We start from the raw sequence: 18,578 nt of genomic DNA on the forward strand, positions 1-18,578 counted from the left end.
ACCGCCCCCACAGCCACCGCATAGTGTGTGGTGCCGTTCCCGGGCGCCGGGAGGCCGGCCCGAACTCCCCGTGAGTTCGGCGGACACGCTGCCCGAGGCGCGAGTTCGTCCCAGTTCGTTCACATCAGGGGGAGTCAGATCATGCGATCCATACGGCCGTCGTCAACCACCAGCCGAGGGGGGTGGACGCGCCGCAGGAACTCCCCCGTGCTGGCCGCGGTGGCCCTCGCCTCGGCGCTCACGCTGACCGCCGCCGCCTGCGAGTCGGGCGACGCCGCGGCGGGCGGTGAGGCCTCCGCGTCCGCCACCGCCTCCGACGACGGCAAGCTCAAGATCCCGGACGACATCAGGGACCGGCTCCGCGAGCACGGGATCGACGTCGACAAGTGGAAGAACGGCGCCTGGAAGAACTGGGACCGGGACGACTGGCTGCGCGAGGCCAACGAGTACATCAACCCGATCATCGAGGGTCTCTGGGACCCGGACCGCATGCGGGAGGCCGAGGAGCCCGACCAGGGCGTGGACGACAGCGACCTCTCCGGTGACCAGGGCGTCACCGACCCCACGCCCGAGCCCGTCGAGGCGCAGGCCGTGCCGCCGTCCTACCACGCCAACGCCCCCACGGCCGGGAAGGTGTTCTTCGACTCCCCCAAGGGCTCGGCCGTCTGCTCGGCGACAGTCGTGAAGGACCCCGCCCACCCGGGCAAGTCCAACCTGGTGTGGACGGCGGGCCACTGCGTGCACGCGGGCAAGAAGGGCGGCTGGTACCGCAACATCGCGTTCGTGCCGTCGTACAACGACGACGGCAAGCCGGTCGCTGAACTGGAGAACGCCACCCGCAAGGACGTGGCTCCCTACGGTGTCTGGTGGGGCGACTGGGCGCAGACCTCGGACCAGTGGATCGAGCAGGGCGGTTCGACGGGCGGGGACGGTGCCCCGTACGACTTCGCGGTGATCCATGTGACGCCGGAGAAGGGCAGCGGCGGCAAGTCGCTGGAGGAGATGGTCGGCTCGGCTCTGCCGGTCGACTTCAAGGCTCCCGCCGTGCCGAAGACGAAGAGCGTCACGGCGATCGGCTATCCGGCCGCGCCGCCGTTCGACGGGCAGAAGCTGTACCGGTGCCAGGACCGGCCCGGCCGGCTGTCGGTCACGGCGTCGGATCCGACGATGTACCGCATCGGCTGCACCATGACCGGCGGTTCGTCGGGCGGCGGCTGGGTCGCGCCGGGGTCGGACGGCAAGCCGGCGCTGGTGTCCAACACCTCGATCGGCCCGGTGACGTCGGGCTGGCTGGCCGGACCGCGCCTGGGCGACGAGGCCAAGGGCGTCTACGACTCGGTGAGCGAGAAGTTCGCGGGCCGCTGACCGCAGGCCGGTCAGCGCGGTGGTGGGGCCGGGGACTCACGGAAACCTTCACCGGCCCACCGCCGTTCGCACCCAACTCCACGGGCATAGTGGGGAGTCACGCATCGGAGGCCATGCAGCGGCCTCTGCGTGTCAAGCACATGACATTCACGCGGCAGCATCTTTCTGCACGCACCAACGGGGGTCATCGCACCATGCGTTCCACACGTACGTCCGCGGCACCGAGGCGCGGGCGGCGCACCGTCCTCGCCGCCACCGGGCTCGTCGCCGCCCTGGCGCTCACGACTACCGCCTGTGACGGTTCGGCGGACTCGGCGAGCGACAAGCCCGACGCCACCACCTCGCAGGCCGCGGACGGCGGCGGCGAGGTCCGGATCCCGGCCGACCTCGCGGGCAAGCTCAAGGAGCACGGCATCGACGCCGACCGGTGGAAGGACGGGGGCTGGAAGGACTGGGACAAGGACAAGTGGCTCAGTGACGCCAAGGACTTCGTCAACCCGGTGATCGAGGGCCTCTGGAAGCCGGACCGGATGCAGTCCGCGAAGGAGGCCGACAAGACGGTCAGCACGAAGGACGCGTCGGCCGGTCAGGGCGTCAGCGACCCGGATCCGGCACCCGTCCGGGCGCAGGCGGAGAAGACGCCGTACCACCGGAACGCGGCGCCGGTCGGCAAGGTCTTCTTCGACTCCCCCGACGGCCCGGCCGTCTGCTCCGGCACGGTCGTCAAGGACGTCAACCACCCGGGCAAGTCCAACCTGGTGTGGACGGCGGGCCACTGCGTGCACGCCGGCGGCAAGGGCGGCTGGTACCGCAACATCACCTTCGTGCCCGCCTACAACGACTACGGCAAGTCCGAGGCGGAGCTGACCAATGCGAACCCGACCGAGATCGCCCCGTACGGCAACTGGTGGGCGGACTGGGCCTCGACCTCGAACCAGTGGATCCAGGGCGGCTCGGAGACCGGCGGCGAGGGAGCCGCGTACGACTACGCCGTGCTGCACGTGAAGCCCGAGCGAGGCGGCAAGTCACTGGAGGAGACGGTCGGCGCCGCGCTGGACGTGGACTTCACCGCCCCCTCCGCGGCCGAGGCGCGCAAGATGGGCGCCTGGGGCTACCCGGCCGCGCCGCCCTACAACGGCCTGAAGATGTTCAAGTGCGTCGACGTCCCCGGCCGGTTCTCGCTCAGCCCGTCCCTGCCGACGATGCACCGCATCGGCTGCACCATGACCGGCGGTTCGTCCGGCGGCGGCTGGTTCCGGGTGCTGAACGGCAAGTCCGTGCTCGTGTCCAACACCTCGATCGGCCCGGCCGACAACAGCTGGCTGGCGGGCCCGCAGCTGGGCCGCGACGCCAAGGCGCTCTACCAGAACATGAGCAAGACGTACGGCGGTCGCTGACCGAAGCATGCTGAAGGCCCGCTCCCCGCGGATAGGGAGCGGGCCTTCAGCCGTGCTTGCGCGCTTGCGTCAGAGAGCCGGCGCCGGAGCGTAGGGAGCGAGCTCCGCCGCCAGTTCCTCGTGCACCCGCACCTTGAGCAGGGTGCCCTCCGGGGTGTGCTCCTCGGAGATCACCTCGCCCTCGTCGTGGGCACGGGCGACCAGCTTGCCGTGCGTGTACGGCACGAGCGCCTCGATCTCGACCGACGGGCGCGGCAGCTCGTTGTCGATGAGCGCGAGCAGCGTGTCGATGCCCTGGCCGGTGCGGGCCGAGACGGCGATGGACCGCTTCTCGACGCGCAGCAGCCGCTGCAGGGTCAGCGGGTCGGCCGCGTCGGCCTTGTTGATCACGACGATCTCGGGTACGTCGGTGGCGCCGACGTCCCTGATCACCTCGCGCACGGCGGCCAGCTGCTCCTCCGGGAACGGGTGCGAACCGTCCACCACGTGCAGGATCATGTCGGACTCGCCGACTTCCTCCATCGTGGAGCGGAACGCCTCGACCAGGTGGTGCGGCAGATGGCGCACAAAGCCGACGGTGTCGGCCAGCGTGTACAGCCGTCCGCTCGGGGTCTCGGCCCGGCGCACGGTCGGGTCGAGGGTCGCGAACAGGGCGTTCTCGACCAGCACGCCCGCGCCCGTGAGGCGGTTGAGCAGCGAGGACTTGCCGGCGTTGGTGTAGCCCGCGATGGCGACCGAGGGCACCTTGTTGCGCTTGCGCTCCTGGCGCTTGATCTCGCGGCCGGTCTTCATCTCCGCGATCTCCCGGCGCATCTTCGCCATCTTCTCGCGGATCCGCCGCCGGTCCGTCTCGATCTTGGTCTCACCGGGACCACGGGTGGCGAGGCCGCCGCCCTTGCCGCCGCCCATCTGACGGGACAGCGACTGACCCCAGCCGCGCAGCCTCGGCAGCATGTACTGCATCTGCGCGAGCGCGACCTGCGCCTTGCCCTCTCGGGACTTGGCGTGCTGGGCGAAGATGTCCAGGATCAGGGCCGTACGGTCGATGACCTTGACCTTGACGACGTCCTCGAGCTGGATGAGCTGGCCCGGGCTGAGCTCACCGTCGCAGATGACGGTGTCCGCGCCCGACTCGAGAACGAGGTCCCGCAGCTCCGCGGCCTTGCCGGAGCCGATGTAGGTGGCCGCGTCGGGCTTGTCGCGGCGCTGGGTGACACCGTCGAGCACGAGCGCGCCGGCCGTCTCCGCGAGGGCGGCGAGCTCCGCGAGGGAGTTCTCCGCGTCCTGCACGGTTCCCGACGTCCAGACGCCGACGAGGACGACCCGCTCCAGGCGGAGCTGGCGGTACTCGACCTCGGTGACGTCCTCGAGCTCGGTGGAGAGGCCCACCACACGGCGCAGGGCCGCGCGGTCGGAGCGGTCGAACTGGTCGCCGTCCCGCTCTCCGTCGATCTCGTGGCTCCAGGCGACGTCCTCTTCCATCAGGGCATCGGCCCGAAGACCCTCGGGGTGGCTCTGCGTGAAGCGCTTGGTGTCCTGGGAGGGGGAAGAAGAGGAGGTCATTGGATCCTTACGTAGCTGGGAAGCCGTTCACTGTTCGCAACGCACGAGCGGTCCGGGAGATTCCCGGCGCTCCGTGCCGCGCCGACCTGTCGATAGTCGCACGGCACGGGGCGTCTCGTCACCGTGTTATCGGGCGGCTCCGGGTGCGGGGGCGCCCTGCTTGGCGGGCACAGCCGGTTTCGCGGACGCGAGAGGCTTCCAGTCAGGGTGCCCCGGCATCGGCGGGGTCTTCTCGCCGTACAGCCAGTCCTTGAAGAAGCCGCTCAGGTCGCGCCCGGAGATCTCGGAGGCGAGCCGGACGTAGTCCGCCGTCGAGGCCGTGCCGTCCCGGTAGCGGCCGACCCAGGCGCGCTGCAGGCGGTCGAAGGCGGGGCTGCCGATCTCCTCGCGCAGGGCGTACAGGACCAGCGTCGCGCCCTCGTACACGTTGTGCCGGAAGATGCCGGTCTTGCGGCCGGGCTCGGGAACCTTCGGGGCGGCCGGCGGGCCGCCGACCGCCCGCCAGCCGTCGGAGGAGCCGTACGCGGCCTTCATACGGTCCCGCATCGGCTTGCCGCCCCGGACCTCGGCGTACAGCGCCTCGTACCAGGTGGCGTATCCCTCGTTGAGCCACAGGTCCGACCAGGTGCGGGGGCTGACGCTGTTGCCGAACCACTGGTGCGCCAGCTCGTGGACCATGATCGACTCGACGTACCACTCCGGGTAGGCGGACTGGGTGAAGAGCTCCCGCTCGAAGAGGGAGAGCGTCTGGGTCTCGAGTTCGAAGCCGGTGGAGGCGTCCGCCACGAGCATGCCGTACGTCTCGAAGGGGTAGCGGCCGAGCTTCCTCTCCATCCAGTCGATCTGGGCGGGAGTCTTCCTGAGCCAGGGTTCGAGCGCCTTGCGGTCCCGGGTCGGTACGACGTCCCGTACGGGCAGCCCGTGCGGGCCGGTGCGGTGCAGCACGGTGGAGCGGCCGATGGAGACCTGGGCGAGCTCGGTGGCCATCGGGTGATGGGTGCGGTAGGTCCACGTGGTCGAACCGTCCGACCTGGCCACACCGGCGGGCAGGCCGTTGGAGACGGCCGTGAGGCCCTTGGGTGTGGTGACCCGGATCGTGAACATCGCCTTGTCGGAGGGATGGTCATTGCAGGGGAACACCCGGTGCGCGGCATCGGCCTGGTTGGCCATGGCGAGGCCGTCCGTGGTGCGTACCCAGCCGCTCTCGCGGCCCTTGGCGGACACGGGGTCGCTGCTGTGCCGCACAGTGATCCGCATCCGGTCGCCGTCCGGCACGGCCTCCTGGGGCGTGATCACCAGATCCTCGCCGGCGGTGCTGAATCCGGCGGGCTCGCCGTCGACCTCGACCGAGTCGACCGTGCCGTTGGCGAAGTCGAGATTGACGCGGTCCAGGTCGGCGGTCGCCCGGGCCTTGATCGTGGTGACGGCCCGCAGCGGCCGGCTGTTGCTGCCGGGATAACTGAAGGAGAGGTCGTACGACGTCACGTCGTAGCCGGGGTTGCCCAGGTACGGGAAGAGCCGGTCGCCGACGCCGAGCGGGACGACGGGGGCACTCGCGGCGACGAGGCAGACGGAGACGGCCGAGGCGAGCAGCGCCCCGGTCGTTCTGCGACGGCGCGAACGGGAGGCCTGGTTCTGGGGGGTGAGGAGCATGCCCCACGGCTATCAGCGCAGGCGAGCGCGGTGGGGACGGCGCGCGTCCGGCCCGTCCGGGGCTCACCCGCCCGGCCGTCGTCCGTACCGGTCAGCCGCCCTGCGTCTGCGGCTGAGCCCGGCTCACGTCGTACACCCCGGCCACGTTGCGCATCGCGCGCATGAGGGCCGGCAGGTGGGCCGCGTCCGGGAGTTGCACGGTGTACGTGTGCCGCACCTGCTGCTGGGTCGGGGGCTCGACGGTCGCGGAGACGATCTCGGCGCCTTCGAGGGCCATGGCCTCGGTGAGGTCCGCGAGCAGATGGGGCCGGACGAACGATTCGGCGACCAGCGTGACCCGGCACTCGGTGGTGTCGCCCCAGCGCACGCCGACCTCTGGACGCCCCGCGTCCTTCATACGGGCCACGGCGGCGCACTCGACGCGGTGCACGGTGACCGCTCCGCCGCGTACGGAGAAGCCGGTGATCTCGTCGGGCGGTACCGGCGTACAGCAGCCGGCGAGCCGGACGGTCGCGTCGGGCAGGTCGGCGAGGACGTGGCCGGCGGCGGGGCGAGCGGACGTCTGTTCGAGGGCCGGGCCGTCCGTGCCGGAGGCGTCGCCGGTGGCGGGCCGGGGAGCAACCGCCCGTTCCTCGGCCTGCTGGTCCTCCCGGGCCTCGGTCCGCTGGGCCTCGGCCTGCGCCGGGTGGGCGGTCAGCCACCGCTGGATGGCGATGCGGGCCGCGGGTGTGTGGGCGTGCTCCAGCCACTCCCGGGACGGCTCGGACGCCGGGTCCTGGCCCATGAGGAGCTGGACGGTGTCGCCGTCCTTGAGGACGGTGCTGAGTGTCGCCAGGCGGCCGTTGACCCGGGCGCCGATGCACGCGTGAGCGTCCTCGCCGTACTGCGCGTACGCGGCGTCCACGCAGGTCGCCCCGTCGGGCAGGCCGATCGTGCCGCCGTCGGGCCGGAACACGGTGATCTCGCGGTCCTGGGCGAGGTCCTCGCGCAGGGTCGACCAGAAGTGGTCCGGGTCGGGTGCCGCCTCCTGCCAGTCGAGGAGCCGGGAGAGCCAGCCGGGTCGGGTGGGGTCGACGCGCTCGCCGTCGGCCGGGTCGTCGGGGGCCGGTGCGTCCGGGGCCGGTGCGTAGGGGTTGCCGAGCGCGACCACGCCGGCCTCGGCGACCTTGTGCATCTGGTGCGTACGGATGAGGACTTCGACGACCTGGCCGTTCTCCCGGGCGACGGCCGTGTGCAGGGACTGGTACAGGTTGAACTTCGGTACGGCGATGAAGTCCTTGAACTCCGAGACCACCGGCGTCATACAGGTGTGGAGTTCGCCCAGGACGCCGTAGCAGTCGGCGTCCTCGTTCACCAGGACCAGGACACGGCCGAAGTCGGAGCCGCGGAGCCGGCCGCGTTTGCGGGAGACCCGGTGCACGGAGACGAAGTGGCGGGGCCGGATGAGGACTTCGGCCGGGAGGCCCGCCTCGCGCAGTACCGCGCGCACCTCGTCGGCGACCTCGGCGAGCGGGTCGTCGTCGCGGGCTGCGTTGCGGACGATCAGCTCCCTCGTGTGCGCGTACTCGTCGGGGTGCAGGATCGCGAAGACCAGGTCTTCCAGTTCGGTCTTGAGCGCCTGGACGCCGAGCCGTTCGGCGAGCGGGATGAGCACGTCACGTGTCACCTTGGCGATGCGCTCCTGTTTCTCGGGGCGCATGACGCCGAGGGTGCGCATGTTGTGCAGCCGGTCGGCGAGTTTGATCGACATGACACGGACGTCGTTGCCGGTGGCGACGAGCATCTTGCGGAAGGTCTCGGACTCGGCGGCCGCGCCGTAGTCGACCTTCTCCAGTTTGGTGACGCCGTCGACGAGGTAGCGGACCTCCTCGCCGAACTGGTCGCGGACCTGGTCGAGCGTCACGTCCGTGTCCTCGACGGTGTCGTGGAGCAGGGACGCGGTCAACGTCGTGGTCTCGGCGCCGAGTTCGGCGAGGATCAGGGTCACGGCGAGCGGGTGCGTGATGTACGGCTCGCCGCTCTTGCGCATCTGCCCGCGGTGCGAGGACTCGGCCAGGACGTAGGCGTGGCGCAGGGGTTCGAGGTCGGCGTCGGGGTGGTGGGCGCGGTGCGCCTCGACGACATGGCTGATGGCGTCGGGCAGCCGGTCGCGGGCGGCGGAGCCGAGCAGCGCGGCTCGGCCCAGACGGCGCAGATCGATCCGGGGACGGGCCTTTCTGCGCGGGGCCGTCGGCGTCACCGGTGATGACACCGCGCCCGGCATCGGGCCTGGGGTCACGGAATTCGTGGCCTCCGCACTCATGGGCACCTCCGGCTGCGTGGACCGGCGGACGGGTGCCCCTGGGCGGACACGGCTCACGGGGCGGCTTCGGTCCCCCGTCCGGGCCGGTGCTTGATGCTACCGAGCCCACCACGCCCGGCAGACCGCCTCTCGCCGAGCGTGAAACTGATCACCCATTCGAGGGATGAATGTGAGGTTTGTGCCCCGTTACGTCGCGACCATGAGGGTCAACTTTCCGCCAAGTGGCCGGTTTCCACGGCGGTTTCGAGTCGAGTGGCCGAGGGCGAACGGCAGTTTCGGGCCGATCGCCCCCTGCTCACGCGCCGGTGGCGGTTTCCAGCCAGACCGAGTCGATCTCGCCCTCGGCCACGATCACGGCCGGGCCGGTCATCTCGATCTCGCCGTCGGGCCGCTCGGTGATCACCAGGGTGCCGCCGGGGACGTCCACGGTGTAGGTCACCGGGAGGCCGGTGGCCGCCGGGTCGGCACCGTCTCGCCGGGCGGTGGCCACGGCGACCGCGCACGCGCCCGTGCCGCAGGAGCGGGTCTCGCCGGAACCCCGCTCGTGCACGCGCATCGCGACGTGCCCCGGGGCTCGGTCGATCACGAACTCGACGTTCACACCGTCCGGGTAGGCCGCGGCCGGGCTGAAGGGCGGCGGGGAGAGCAGGTCACCCGCGTGGGACAGCTCGTCCACGAAGGCGACCGCGTGCGGGTTGCCCATGTTGACGTTCCGCGCGGGCCAGGTGCGCTCACCGACGCTCACCGTGACGTCACCGTCGGGGAGCAGCGCCCTGCCCATGCCCACGGTGACGTCACCGTCCTTGGCGATGTGCACGGCCTTCACGCCCCCGCGCGTGGCGACGGCGATGTCTCCTTCGGTCACATGTCCGGCACGCTGGAGGTAGCGCGCGAAGACCCGCACGCCGTTGCCGCACATCTCCGCGATCGAACCGTCGCCGTTGCGGTAGTCCATGAACCACTCCGCCTCGGCCGCCAGGTGCCGGGCCTCGGGGTGCGCGGCGGACCGCACGACATGCAGCAGCCCGTCGCCGCCGATCCCCGCGCGGCGGTCGCACAGGGCGGCGACGGCGGCCGGGGGCAGGTCGATGGCGTTCTCGGGGTCCGGGACGATCACGAAGTCGTTCTCGGTGCCGTGGCCCTTGAGGAAGGCGATCCGCGTGCGCGTGCTCATGCCTCGATCGTACGGGGCGCGCCACCGGGAGAGCCGAGTGCGGGGTGGCGGGATCCCTGTGTGGTCCGTCGCGGGCTGCGGGTGCGTTGTGGCTGTTCGCGCAGTTCCCCGCGCCCCTTTGGGGCGCGCTCCTCAGGGCGCGGGCTCTAGCGGAGCCTTGCCACTCGCCAGACGGCGAGGATCACGACGACCGCCACGACCAGGGCATACGCGAGTACGACGCGCCAGTCCGGTCTGCGGCCGGAGCCGCGGGGCGGCAGGCCCGGCCAGGTGTGGCCGACGCGGCGGGCGGCCATCATGCCCCAGCCGGCCGCGCACGAGCAGATCAGCAGTCCGAGCATGGCGATGACGGCTCCGCTGTCGCCGAAGTCGAAGGCGAGCGGGAACGCGAACATCAGGGAGCCGAGTGCGGCCAGGCCCACGATGGGCGCGAGCTGCCAGATGCGCAGCCGGCGCTGCGGGCGCAGCTCGACCTCGACCTCCTCCGCGAACATCTCGTCGGGCTCGGGGCCGTCGTCCGTCACACCCTGCGTCTCGTCGTCGGGCCCGTCGGAGCTGAGACGGTCCGTCTCCTGCTCGGGTCCGTCCAGGCGCTCGGGTCCCTCCAGGCGCCCCGGTCCGCCCCGGTGCTCCGGGCCGTCCAAGCGCTCCGGTTCATCCCGGTCGGCGGTGATGTGATCGGTGCTCTGTGCGGTGTCGCGAGGGCCGGCCTCCATCGCCACGCGCCCTCCCAACTAGGACTCACTCGGTCGATCGAAGCTCGATGATGGCACGCCGCCGGAGGCCCGGATGACGGCCTGGGCGTCCCGATGCCATGACGTGATCAGGCTGTAACCGGTCGTTCGACCAAGGACAGTGCGAGCTGCGGAAGTTCTGTGAGATCGGCCGCAGCCCCACTCAACCAGTGCACCCGCGGATCGCGCCTGAACCATGAATCCTGACGGCGCGCGAAGCGCTTGGTGGCACGCACGGTCTCGGCCCGCGCTTCCTCGATCGTGCACTCCCCGGCGAGCGCCGCGAGGACCTGCTGGTAGCCGAGCGCGCGCGAGGCCGTACGCCCTTCTCGCAACCCCTGCGCCTCCAGTGCGCGCACCTCGTCCACGAGGCCGGCGTCCCACATCCGGTCGACCCGGCGTGCGATGCGCTCGTCCAGCTCGGGGCGGGCCACGTCGACGCCGATCTGGAGGGTGTCGTACACGGAGTCGTGGCCGGGGAGGTTGGCGGTGAAGGGCCGGCCGGTGATCTCGATCACCTCAAGAGCCCGGACGACCCGGCGGCCGTTGCTCGGCAGGATCGCGCGAGCGGCCTCGGGGTCGGCGGCGGCCAGGCGGGCGTGCAGCGCACCCGAACCGCGCAGCGTGAGTTCCTCCTCGAGGCGAGCACGGACCTCGGGGTCGGTGCCGGGAAACTCCATCTTGTCGACGGCCCCGCGCACATACAGTCCGGAGCCGCCGACCAGGATCGGCCAGCGGCCCTCGGCGAGCAGCGCCTCGATCCGCTCCCGGGCGAGACGCTGGTACTCGGCGACGGACGCCGTGACGGTCACGTCCCAGATGTCCATGAGGTGATGCGGGACGCCGCCGCGCTCCTCGGGCGTCAGCTTGGCGGTGCCGATGTCCATCCCTCGGTAGAGCTGCATGGAGTCGGCGTTGACGACCTCGCCGCCGAGACGCTGGGCCAGGAAAACGCCCAGATCGGACTTTCCGGCCGCAGTTGGTCCGACGACGGCGATGACGCGGGGGGCGGGGGGTGCACTGCTCACCGAGACAGTCTCGCAAACCTCGAACCCCGCTCTCGAACGAGTTACGTGACGCCACGACTGCGGGGTCGTTGCCCGTTGCGAGGTTCCTGCCGCCGGATCACAGCGGCGGTGGCCCGGGTCGCGCAAACGGACGCACCGGGCAACGCGGGATTTCGCCCGCACGAGTAACGTATGGAGTGGATATGGGCGTTTTTGCACGACTTCTCCGGCGATCGAAGACCACGGCTGAGGCGCCTGCCGCCGAGGCTCAGGCAGACACGGCGAAGGCCGGTCCCGAGGCGGAGGAGGCGGCCGAGGCCCCGGAGGCGAAGGGGGCTGACGGAGCCACGGAAGCGGCCGAGGCGAGTGCCGAGGCCACCGCCGAAGCCACCGAGGGCGAGGGCGTCGACATCCCCAAGCAGCAGTCCACCGACAAGGCGGCCGACCAGGCCGGCGAGGGCGCCCGTACGTGACCGCCCCGCGCGAGGGAAGGTGAAGCGATGGGTCTCCTGGACAACATGAAGGCCAAGTTGGGCCCGGCCAAGGGCAAGGTCTCGGATTTCGCGCACCGGCACGAGGGCACGGTCCATCACGGTCTCGAGAAGGCCGCACATGCCGTGGACAAGGGGACCAAGGGCAAGTACCGCGACAAGATCCACTCGGGCACGGGCAAGGCCAAGGGGGCCATGGACCGACTCGCGCACAAGGGCGGCCACGGACCGGACTCGGCGGACACGACACCGCCGCGGGATGCGGGTGGCGCGACGCCACCGCCGAACGCGGGCGGCACCACGCCGCCGGACGGACCACCGCCCACTTCCTGAGTGCGCATCGGCGCACCGCAGGATCGGAACGCGACCACGCGACAACGCAATAGCGCACTGCTGAAGGGCACAACGGCGGACGGCCGAGGAGCGCGAGGGCTCCCGGCCGTCCGCCGTTCCCGCCCCTCGGCGCCGGTCTACGACCAGGTGGCCACGATGTAGCCCACCCCGTACGGCGCGTCCTCGTACAGCAGCGATCCGCCGAGGTCCGCGCCCTCGGCCGCACCCGCCAGGACCTGCCAGGGTGCCCGGCCGGACGCCTTCAGCTCGTGCGCCAGTCGTGCGTCAAGGGCCGTGAGGGCGGCGACGTCCGCCGCGCCGAGCGCTCGTGCGACCTCCGCGTCGAAGGGCGCCGCCCGTTCGTCCAGATAGCCCGGGGCCTTGAGCGTCCGGCACGCGCTGGCGTCCCCCATCACCAGCAGCGCGACCCGGTCGGCCCCTGCGGCGATGTCCCCTCCGGTACGGGCACACCTCCCGGGCGCGAAGGACTCCCCCACACCGAGCCCCTCGACCGGGGCGTCTGACCACCCGGTCCGCTCCAGCAGCCAGCCGGCCACCGCCAGCGAGTACGGCAGCCGCTGTTCTCCGCGCGGGCCCGGGGCCGCCCCCAGCCGTACGTCGAGATCGACACCGAAGCTCCGGAACGAGCCCCGTGTGCCCTCCGGGTAGGTCTCGGGCCCGGCGCTCTCCACCGGCCCGACGACCACGAGCCGGTCGGGCCGGGCGGCGGCGAGCACACCCAGGGCGTCCGTGCAGGCGGCCCGCGCGGCGTCCAGCTCCGGTGCGGCGCCCGCGGCGACCTCGGGGACCAGAAGGGGCGGGCAGGGGCAGACGGCGGCGGCGACAAGCATGATCGGCAGGGTATCCCCGGGGACCCACTCGCACGCATCCCGCGCCCGGCGAACCGGCTGTGGGTCTCCCGAGGCGGGACCTGTCAGTCCAGGCCGCAGCCGCCCGTCGCGACCGGGAGCGGCTCGGGCACGCCGATCTTCGGCAGGCCGAGCAGCACTCCGGCCGGCTGGGCCGACTTGCCCGTCTTCTCGGCGTTGCGCTTCTCCCAGGCGTCGCCCGCGCGCGTGCGGCGCACGTCGAGCACGGCGCCCTCGGCGAGCAGATGGTGCGGAGCGGCGTAGGTGATCTCGACCGTCACGACATCGCCGGGGCGGACCTCCTGGTCCGGCTTGGTGAAGTGGACGAGGCGGTTGTCGGGGGCGCGGCCGGAGAGCCGGTGGGTGGTGTCGTCCTTGCGCCCCTCGCCCTCGGCGACCATCAGCTCCAGCACGCGGCCGACCTGCTTCTTGTTCTCCTCCCAGGAGATCTCCTCCTGGAGGGCGACGAGACGCTCGTAGCGCTCCTGAACGACCTTCTTGGGGATCTGGCCGTCCATCTCGGCGGCCGGTGTGCCGGGGCGCTTGGAGTACTGGAAGGTGAAGGCCTGGGCGAAGCGGGCCTCGCGCACCACGTGCAGCGTCTGCTCGAAGTCCTCCTCGGTCTCGCCGGGGAAGCCCACGATGATGTCGGTGCTGATCGCCGCGTGCGGGATGGCGGTGCGGACCTTCTCGATGATTCCCAGGAAGCGCTCCTGGCGGTAGGAGCGGCGCATGGCCTTCAGGACCGGGTCCGAGCCGGACTGGAGCGGCATGTGCAGCTGCGGCATCACGTTCGGCGTCTCGGCCATGGCGGCGATGACGTCATCGGTGAAGTCACGCGGGTGCGGGGAGGTGAAGCGGACGCGCTCCAGGCCGTCGATCCCGCCGCAGGCGCGCAGCAGCTTGCTGAAGGCCTCGCGGTCGCCGATGTCGGAGCCGTACGCGTTGACGTTCTGGCCGAGCAGTGTGATCTCGGAGACGCCCTCGCCGACCAGGGCCTCGATCTCGGCGAGGATGTCGCCGGGGCGGCGGTCCTTCTCCTTGCCGCGCAGAGCCGGGACGATGCAGAAGGTGCAGGTGTTGTTGCACCCGACGGAGATCGACACCCAGGCCGCGTAGGCGCTCTCGCGGCGCGTCGGCAGCGTCGAGGGGAATTCCTCCAGCGACTCGGCGATCTCGACCTGCGCCTCTTCCTGCACGCGCGCGCGTTCCAGCAGGACGGGCAGCTTGCCGATGTTGTGCGTGCCGAAGACGACGTCCACCCAGGGCGCCCTCTTCACGATGGTGTCGCGGTCCTTCTGCGCCAGACAGCCGCCGACCGCGATCTGCATGCCGGGGCGGCTCGCCTTCTTCGGCGCGAGGTGGCCCAGGTTGCCGTACAGCTTGTTGTCGGCGTTCTCCCGCACCGCGCACGTGTTGAAGACGACGACGTCCGCCTCGCCGTCGGAACCCTCGGGGGCGCGCACATAGCCCGCGTCCTCCAGCAGACCGGACAATCGCTCGGAGTCGTGGACGTTCATCTGGCACCCGTAGGTGCGTACCTCGTACGTGCGCGTGCCGCCCACTGACTGGCTCCGGTCGATGCTGCTCATGGGGACAAGGGTAGGCGGTCGCCGGAAGTGGCTCGGTCGCCTGTGGACAACCAGGCCCGCGGGCCTACGGCTCGATCAGGCCGGCGCGGATCGCGTACCGGGTCAGCTCCAGGCGGTCGCGCATGCCGAGCTTCTGGAGGAGGTTGGCGCGGTGGCGTTCGACCGTCTTGGCGCTGATGAAGAGGAGTTCGCCGATCTCCTTCGAGGTGTGGCCCTCGGCGACCAGCTTGAGGATCTCCTCCTCGCGTTCGGTGATGGCCCTCTCCGGCAGGCCGTCGCCCCGGTGCAGCCGCTCCAGGTAGGAGCGGACGAGGGCCCGCTCGGCGCCCGGGTAGATGAACGGCTCGTCGCGCACGGCCGCCCGGCAGGCCTCGACCAGGTCGCGGTCGGCGACGGACTTGAGGACGTAGCCGCTGGCTCCGGCCCTGAGTGCCTCGAAGAAGTACTCCTCGTTGTCGTACATCGTCAGGATCAGGATGTGCAGATCGGGCAGTCGGCGGGAGAGTTCGCGGGCCGCCTGGAGGCCGGTCATGCGGGGCATGGCGACGTCGAGGACGGCCAGGTCCACGGCGGTGTCCCGGGCCCGGGCGACGGCCTCGGCACCGTCCCCGGCCTCGGCGACGACCGTCAGGTCCGGCTCCCCGTCCAGGATGAGGCGCACTCCCCGGCGTACGAGGGTGTGGTCGTCGGCGAGCAGGACACGGATGGGATTCCGGGCCGTCGTCTTCGTCACCGGTGTGGACATCAGGGTGCTCCTTCCGTCACCGGTACGCGCAGGCGTACGTCGGTGCCCCGGCCGGGGGCCGGTTCGACGGTGAGTGCGGCACCGATCAGGAGGGCGCGTTCACGCATGCCCGTGATTCCGGCGCCCTCCGGGGCGTCGCCGACGCCCGTGCCGTTGTCGCGTACGAGGAGTTCGACGCCGCCGGGGACCTGCTGGAGGTGGAGTTCGGCGCGGTCGGCGGTGGCATGGCGGGCGGTGTTGGTCAGGCCTTCCTGGGCCACCCGGTAGACGACGAGTTCCGATTCCGGGCTCAGGGCGGGGAGGTCGCCGGTGACGTGGTGGCGCACGGTCAGCCCGTGGTTCGTGAACTCGGAGGTGAGCGAGCGCAGGGCGCTGGCCAGCCCGAGCTCCTCCAGGACACCGGGGCGCAGTCGGCGGGCGATACGGCGGATCTCGTCCAGTCCGGCCCGGGTCGCCTCCTGCGCCTGGCCCACCTCCTCGCGCAGTTCCCCGGGCGCCCGGTCGGCGACGCGCTTGAGCTGGAGCAGTACGGCGGTCAGGGTCTGCCCGACCTCGTCGTGGAGCTCGCGGGCGATCCGGTGCCGTTCGCTCTCCTGTGCGGACAGGGCCCGGGCGGCACCCGCGGCCCGCTCCGCCTCCAGCCGGTCGAGCATCGTGTTGTACGTCGTGATCAGCGCGGCCGTCTCCGCCGGTCCGGCGACCACCGGGCGGGTTCCCGGACGCAGCAGATCGGCGGTGGCCATGGCCCTGCCGAGCCGTTGGAGGGGCGCGAGGCCGAAGCGCAGCACCATCGCGTTGCCCGCCAGCAGCAGCACCAGCCCGCCGAGCAGCACGAGTGCCTCGCCCGCCAGGACGGGGGTGGACACGGTGACCGGGCCGAGCAGCAACGCCGTGGCCACGACCAGGCCCGCGGCGTTGAGCGAGAAGATCCGCCAGAACAACGACACGCTCCTGGATCCGCCCCTTCCGGCCTTCGCGTACGGCACCTCCCGCTCCACCCTTTCCGGCGACCGGCCGCTGTGTATATCCGTCACGACACCCATGTCGTCACCGTACGGGCGGATGGCAGCATGCGGACTTGACCCGTCCGTTGATCGACACCGCTCACGACACCGACACAGCAACACCAAACGCCGACATAGCAGAACTAACAAGACATACAAGACGAAAGAGGAGAAGAAACGTGTCAGCTCCGCGCCTGAGGGCGACGCCGCTGCCGGGTATCGGGGTCCAGTACGACCTGGAGACCCGCGAACACCGCCATCTGTCGGTGGTGGCGCACCGCGACGGCACGCGCACGGTGAACGTGTACCGGGCCGACGATCCCGACTCCTGCGCGCATTCGCTGCGGCTGACCGGCTCGGAGGCGGGTTCGCTGATCGACGCGCTGAAGCCGTCCCACCACAGCCCGAGCCTGCTGTACACCACGGACCTGGGGCTGGTGGCCGAGCGGATCGAGGTGGCCGCGACCTCGCGCTGGAACGGGCGGGTGCTGGGCGACATGAAGATGCGGACGGAGACGGGCGCCTCGGTCGTGGCGGTGCTGCGCCGGGCCGAGGCCATTCCCTCACCCGCGCCGGACTTCCGGCTGGCGGGCGGTGACACGCTGATCGTCGTCGGGACCCGTGAGGGCGTCGACGCCGCGGCGACGATACTCGGGCGGGAGTGAGCCTGTGCACTCCGCGGTCCTGCTCATCGAGTTCGGTTCCATCATCCTCGGCCTCGGCCTGCTCGGCCGGTTCGCCGCCCGTTTCCGGCTCTCGCCGATACCGCTGTACCTCCTGGCCGGTCTGGCCTTCGGCGAAGGCGGACTGCTGCCGCTGGGCGCGAGCGAGGAGTTCATCGCCACCGGCGCCGAGATCGGCGTCATCCTGCTCCTGCTGATGCTGGGCCTGGAGTACACGGCGAGCGATCTGGTCTCCAACCTCAAGACGCACTACCCGTCCGGCCTGGTCGACTGCGCTCTCAACGCGCTGCCCGGAGCGGCGGTGGCGCTGCTGCTCGGCTGGGGGCCGGTGGCCGCCGTCGTCCTGGCCGGTGTCACCTGGATCTCGTCGTCCGGCGTGATCGCGAAGGTGCTCGGCGATCTGGGCCGGGTCGGCAACCGGGAGACCCCCGTCATCCTCAGCGTGCTGGTGCTCGAGGATCTGGCGATGGCCGTGTACCTGCCCATCGTCACGGCACTGGTGGCGGGCGTCGGGCTGATGGCCGGCAGTGTGACCCTGGCGATCGCGCTGGGCGCGGCGGGGCTCGTGCTGTTCCTGGCCCTGCGCTACGGCAGGCTCATCTCGCGGTTCGTCTCCAGCGACGACCCGGAGAAGCTGCTGCTGGTGGTGCTGGGCCTGACGATCCTGGTCGCGGGTGTCGCGCAACAGCTCCAGGTGTCCGCAGCGGTGGGGGCCTTCCTCGTGGGCATCGCGCTGTCGGGAGAGGTGGCGGAGGGTGCGCACACCCTTCTCAGCCCCCTGCGCGACCTGTTCGCGGCGGTCTTCTTCGTCTTCTTCGGACTGCACACCGACCCGTCCAGCATCCCGCCCGTCCTGCTGCCCGCCCTCGCGCTGGCCCTCGTCACGGCTCTGACGAAGATCGCCACCGGTTACTGGGCGGCCCGGCGTGCCGGGATCTCCGTCAAGGGCCGCTGGCGGGCGGGCGGTGCGCTGGTGGCCCGCGGGGAGTTCTCGATCGTCATCGCCGGACTGGCGGTCGCGGCCGGTATCGAACCGTCCCTCGGCCCCCTGGCCACGGCCTACGTCCTCATCCTGGTCGTCCTGGGTCCCCTCACCGCCCGCTACACCGAGCCGGTGGCGATGTGGTGGAGCGGACGCCGCGAGGCCCGTCGGGGAGCCCCGGAACCCGCGCCCCGGAAGGCCGAGGCGGAGGCGCCGGTGGGCGACTGAGGAGGGGGTGGGCCACCTCGGGGGCCTTTACTCACCGCCCGAAGCCCACCCCTGCCTCCGCAGCACGCCCGGCACATCCGGTGCCTCGTAGTGCTCGCCCTTGAGGACCTTGCCGTCCTCGCGCCGGGAGACCCTGCCGTCAGGGCCGATCTTGGTCATGTTGGAGCGGTGGATCTCGGTCAGTACCGCGTCGAGGTCGATCCCATGGACGAGGGCGGTGCCGTAGGCGACGTAGACGACGTCCGCCAGTTCGTGGGCGAGCTTGTCGAGCGGGCCCCGGACCGACACCTCGGCGACCTCCGCGGCCTCCTCGGCGAGGAGTTCGCCGCGGTGGGCGGCGAGTTCCGGGGACACCTCCGTCGGGGTACTGCGGGCGTCCAGGCCGAAGGCGAGGTGGAATTCACGGACCAGGTCAGCGGGCGAGGAGCTCATGGGGACGACAGTAGCGGCCGCCAC

General features: G+C 71.3%; 17 protein-coding genes. 6 read left to right on the plus strand and 11 right to left on the minus strand.

Annotated features, from left to right (window positions below):
- The first annotated feature begins 141 nt into the window (after nucleotides 1–141).
- Nucleotides 142–1,365: a trypsin-like serine peptidase gene (locus tag ACIBK5_RS39510; protein ID WP_399027654.1), complete on the plus strand. Its 1,224-nt coding sequence runs from the start codon at nucleotides 142–144 to the stop codon at nucleotides 1,363–1,365.
- Between the two features lie 194 nt (nucleotides 1,366–1,559).
- A complete protein-coding gene (locus tag ACIBK5_RS39515; protein ID WP_399027655.1) occupies nucleotides 1,560–2,762 on the plus strand; it encodes a trypsin-like serine peptidase in 1,203 nt (400 codons plus the stop codon).
- Between the two features lie 69 nt (nucleotides 2,763–2,831).
- Here ACIBK5_RS39515 and hflX read toward each other — a convergent pair whose 3' ends face one another.
- The 6 genes from hflX to miaA form a co-directional block, all read right to left on the minus strand.
- Entirely contained in the window at nucleotides 2,832–4,325 is a 1,494-nt protein-coding gene (gene hflX, locus ACIBK5_RS39520; RefSeq protein ID WP_399027657.1) for a GTPase HflX, read from the minus strand.
- A 126-nt stretch (nucleotides 4,326–4,451) separates the two neighbouring features.
- Complete coding sequence (locus tag ACIBK5_RS39525; protein ID WP_399027658.1) at nucleotides 4,452–5,978, minus strand: M1 family metallopeptidase; 1,527 nt, start codon at nucleotides 5,976–5,978, stop codon at nucleotides 4,452–4,454.
- A gap of 91 nt (nucleotides 5,979–6,069) precedes the next feature.
- A complete protein-coding gene (locus ACIBK5_RS39530; protein ID WP_399027660.1) occupies nucleotides 6,070–8,280 on the minus strand; it encodes a RelA/SpoT family protein in 2,211 nt (736 codons plus the stop codon).
- A 295-nt stretch (nucleotides 8,281–8,575) separates the two neighbouring features.
- Nucleotides 8,576–9,454: a diaminopimelate epimerase gene (gene dapF / locus ACIBK5_RS39535; protein WP_399027662.1), complete on the minus strand. Its 879-nt coding sequence runs from the start codon at nucleotides 9,452–9,454 to the stop codon at nucleotides 8,576–8,578.
- Between the two features lie 146 nt (nucleotides 9,455–9,600).
- A complete protein-coding gene (locus ACIBK5_RS39540; protein ID WP_399027760.1) occupies nucleotides 9,601–10,170 on the minus strand; it encodes a hypothetical protein in 570 nt (189 codons plus the stop codon).
- A 107-nt stretch (nucleotides 10,171–10,277) separates the two neighbouring features.
- A complete protein-coding gene (miaA, locus tag ACIBK5_RS39545; protein ID WP_399027663.1) occupies nucleotides 10,278–11,216 on the minus strand; it encodes a tRNA (adenosine(37)-N6)-dimethylallyltransferase MiaA in 939 nt (312 codons plus the stop codon).
- Nucleotides 11,217–11,398: 182 nt separating this feature from the next.
- Here miaA and ACIBK5_RS39550 point away from each other — a divergent pair, with 182 nt between their 5' ends.
- Nucleotides 11,399–11,668, plus strand: a complete 270-nt coding sequence (locus ACIBK5_RS39550) for a hypothetical protein (protein ID WP_399027664.1) — start codon at nucleotides 11,399–11,401, stop codon at nucleotides 11,666–11,668.
- Nucleotides 11,669–11,695: 27 nt separating this feature from the next.
- Nucleotides 11,696–12,019, plus strand: a complete 324-nt coding sequence (locus ACIBK5_RS39555; RefSeq protein ID WP_399027666.1) for an antitoxin — start codon at nucleotides 11,696–11,698, stop codon at nucleotides 12,017–12,019.
- A 137-nt stretch (nucleotides 12,020–12,156) separates the two neighbouring features.
- On the opposite strand, the gene ACIBK5_RS39560 is transcribed toward ACIBK5_RS39555, so the two are convergent.
- The 4 genes from ACIBK5_RS39560 to ACIBK5_RS39575 all read right to left on the minus strand — a co-directional run bounded on the left by ACIBK5_RS39560 (nucleotide 12,157) and on the right by ACIBK5_RS39575 (nucleotide 16,268).
- A complete protein-coding gene (locus tag ACIBK5_RS39560; RefSeq protein ID WP_399027668.1) occupies nucleotides 12,157–12,870 on the minus strand; it encodes a class III extradiol dioxygenase subunit B-like domain-containing protein in 714 nt (237 codons plus the stop codon).
- Between the two features lie 83 nt (nucleotides 12,871–12,953).
- Nucleotides 12,954–14,480: a tRNA (N6-isopentenyl adenosine(37)-C2)-methylthiotransferase MiaB gene (gene miaB / locus ACIBK5_RS39565; protein ID WP_399027670.1), complete on the minus strand. Its 1,527-nt coding sequence runs from the start codon at nucleotides 14,478–14,480 to the stop codon at nucleotides 12,954–12,956.
- 64 nt (nucleotides 14,481–14,544) lie between these two features.
- Nucleotides 14,545–15,225, minus strand: coding sequence for a response regulator (locus ACIBK5_RS39570; RefSeq protein ID WP_399027671.1), 681 nt, complete (start codon nucleotides 15,223–15,225; stop codon nucleotides 14,545–14,547).
- Complete coding sequence (locus ACIBK5_RS39575; RefSeq protein ID WP_399027674.1) at nucleotides 15,225–16,268, minus strand: sensor histidine kinase; 1,044 nt, start codon at nucleotides 16,266–16,268, stop codon at nucleotides 15,225–15,227. The genes ACIBK5_RS39570 and ACIBK5_RS39575 overlap by 1 nt, the downstream gene beginning before the upstream one ends.
- Nucleotides 16,269–16,408: 140 nt before the next feature.
- Between ACIBK5_RS39575 and ACIBK5_RS39580 the strand changes: the two genes are divergently transcribed.
- Entirely contained in the window at nucleotides 16,409–16,894 is a 486-nt protein-coding gene (locus tag ACIBK5_RS39580) for a cation:proton antiporter regulatory subunit (RefSeq protein ID WP_382591311.1), read from the plus strand.
- A gap of 4 nt (nucleotides 16,895–16,898) precedes the next feature.
- Nucleotides 16,899–18,122, plus strand: a complete 1,224-nt coding sequence (locus tag ACIBK5_RS39585) for a cation:proton antiporter (protein WP_399027676.1) — start codon at nucleotides 16,899–16,901, stop codon at nucleotides 18,120–18,122.
- A 27-nt stretch (nucleotides 18,123–18,149) separates the two neighbouring features.
- Here the strand turns inward: ACIBK5_RS39585 and ACIBK5_RS39590 are convergent, their stop codons facing one another.
- Entirely contained in the window at nucleotides 18,150–18,554 is a 405-nt protein-coding gene (locus ACIBK5_RS39590) for a MazG nucleotide pyrophosphohydrolase domain-containing protein (RefSeq protein WP_399027678.1), read from the minus strand.
- Nucleotides 18,555–18,578 lie beyond the last annotated feature (24 nt).

Source organism: Streptomyces sp. NPDC050546 (assembly GCF_044457425.1).
Lineage (GTDB): Bacteria > Actinomycetota > Actinomycetes > Streptomycetales > Streptomycetaceae > Streptomyces.

Bases quoted from the DNA above. Each gene is read 5' to 3' on its own strand.
- ACIBK5_RS39570 (WP_399027671.1), bottom strand. From the start codon at position 15,225: ATGTCCACACCGGTGACGAAGACGACGGCCCGGAATCCCATCCGTGTC.
- ACIBK5_RS39550 (WP_399027664.1), top strand. From the start codon at position 11,399: ATGGGCGTTTTTGCACGACTTCTCCGGCGATCGAAGACCACGGCTGAG.
- ACIBK5_RS39530 (WP_399027660.1), bottom strand. From the start codon at position 8,280: ATGAGTGCGGAGGCCACGAATTCCGTGACCCCAGGCCCGATGCCGGGC.
- ACIBK5_RS39540 (WP_399027760.1), bottom strand. From the start codon at position 10,170: ATGGAGGCCGGCCCTCGCGACACCGCACAGAGCACCGATCACATCACC.
- ACIBK5_RS39555 (WP_399027666.1), top strand. From the start codon at position 11,696: ATGGGTCTCCTGGACAACATGAAGGCCAAGTTGGGCCCGGCCAAGGGC.
- ACIBK5_RS39525 (WP_399027658.1), bottom strand. From the start codon at position 5,978: ATGCTCCTCACCCCCCAGAACCAGGCCTCCCGTTCGCGCCGTCGCAGA.
- hflX (WP_399027657.1), bottom strand. From the start codon at position 4,325: ATGACCTCCTCTTCTTCCCCCTCCCAGGACACCAAGCGCTTCACGCAG.
- ACIBK5_RS39515 (WP_399027655.1), top strand. From the start codon at position 1,560: ATGCGTTCCACACGTACGTCCGCGGCACCGAGGCGCGGGCGGCGCACC.
- dapF (WP_399027662.1), bottom strand. From the start codon at position 9,454: ATGAGCACGCGCACGCGGATCGCCTTCCTCAAGGGCCACGGCACCGAG.
- ACIBK5_RS39510 (WP_399027654.1), top strand. From the start codon at position 142: ATGCGATCCATACGGCCGTCGTCAACCACCAGCCGAGGGGGGTGGACG.
- ACIBK5_RS39590 (WP_399027678.1), bottom strand. From the start codon at position 18,554: ATGAGCTCCTCGCCCGCTGACCTGGTCCGTGAATTCCACCTCGCCTTC.
- miaB (WP_399027670.1), bottom strand. From the start codon at position 14,480: ATGAGCAGCATCGACCGGAGCCAGTCAGTGGGCGGCACGCGCACGTAC.
- ACIBK5_RS39575 (WP_399027674.1), bottom strand. From the start codon at position 16,268: ATGGGTGTCGTGACGGATATACACAGCGGCCGGTCGCCGGAAAGGGTG.
- ACIBK5_RS39560 (WP_399027668.1), bottom strand. From the start codon at position 12,870: ATGCTTGTCGCCGCCGCCGTCTGCCCCTGCCCGCCCCTTCTGGTCCCC.